The following is a 314-nucleotide window of genomic DNA, read 5'->3' on the forward strand; positions in this document are numbered from 1 at the left end:
TGAACACCCACTGCAGGCAAGTTCCAGCCGAAAGCTAAACTACGGCCAATGCAAGAGCCAACTAACAGAGCCCCGACTAACCCCGGCCCCATAGTATAGGCCACACCATCCAATTGCTGATGCGTAATACCGGCTTCTTTAAGCGCCGCTTTAATGAGCGGCAACGTTTTACGCACATGGTCACGAGAGGCAAGTTCGGGCACCACACCACCGTAGTCCGCATGCAATTTAACCTGAGAATACAGCTGGTGTGCCAGTAACCCTTTTTCAGTGTCATACACCGCAACCCCTGTTTCATCACAGGAGGTTTCAAT

At 51.6% G+C, this 314-nt stretch carries 1 pseudogene; it reads right to left on the reverse strand.

Features of this window, described 5'->3' with window-relative positions:
• Positions 1-314 (reverse strand): annotated as a pseudogene (locus tag B3180_RS08775) (tRNA (adenosine(37)-N6)-threonylcarbamoyltransferase complex transferase subunit TsaD); the annotation flags it as partial.

Origin of the sequence: Idiomarina sp. UBA4206 (genome assembly GCF_002383015.1) — a bacterium.
In the GTDB taxonomy this organism is placed as follows: domain Bacteria; phylum Pseudomonadota; class Gammaproteobacteria; order Enterobacterales; family Alteromonadaceae; genus Idiomarina; species Idiomarina abyssalis.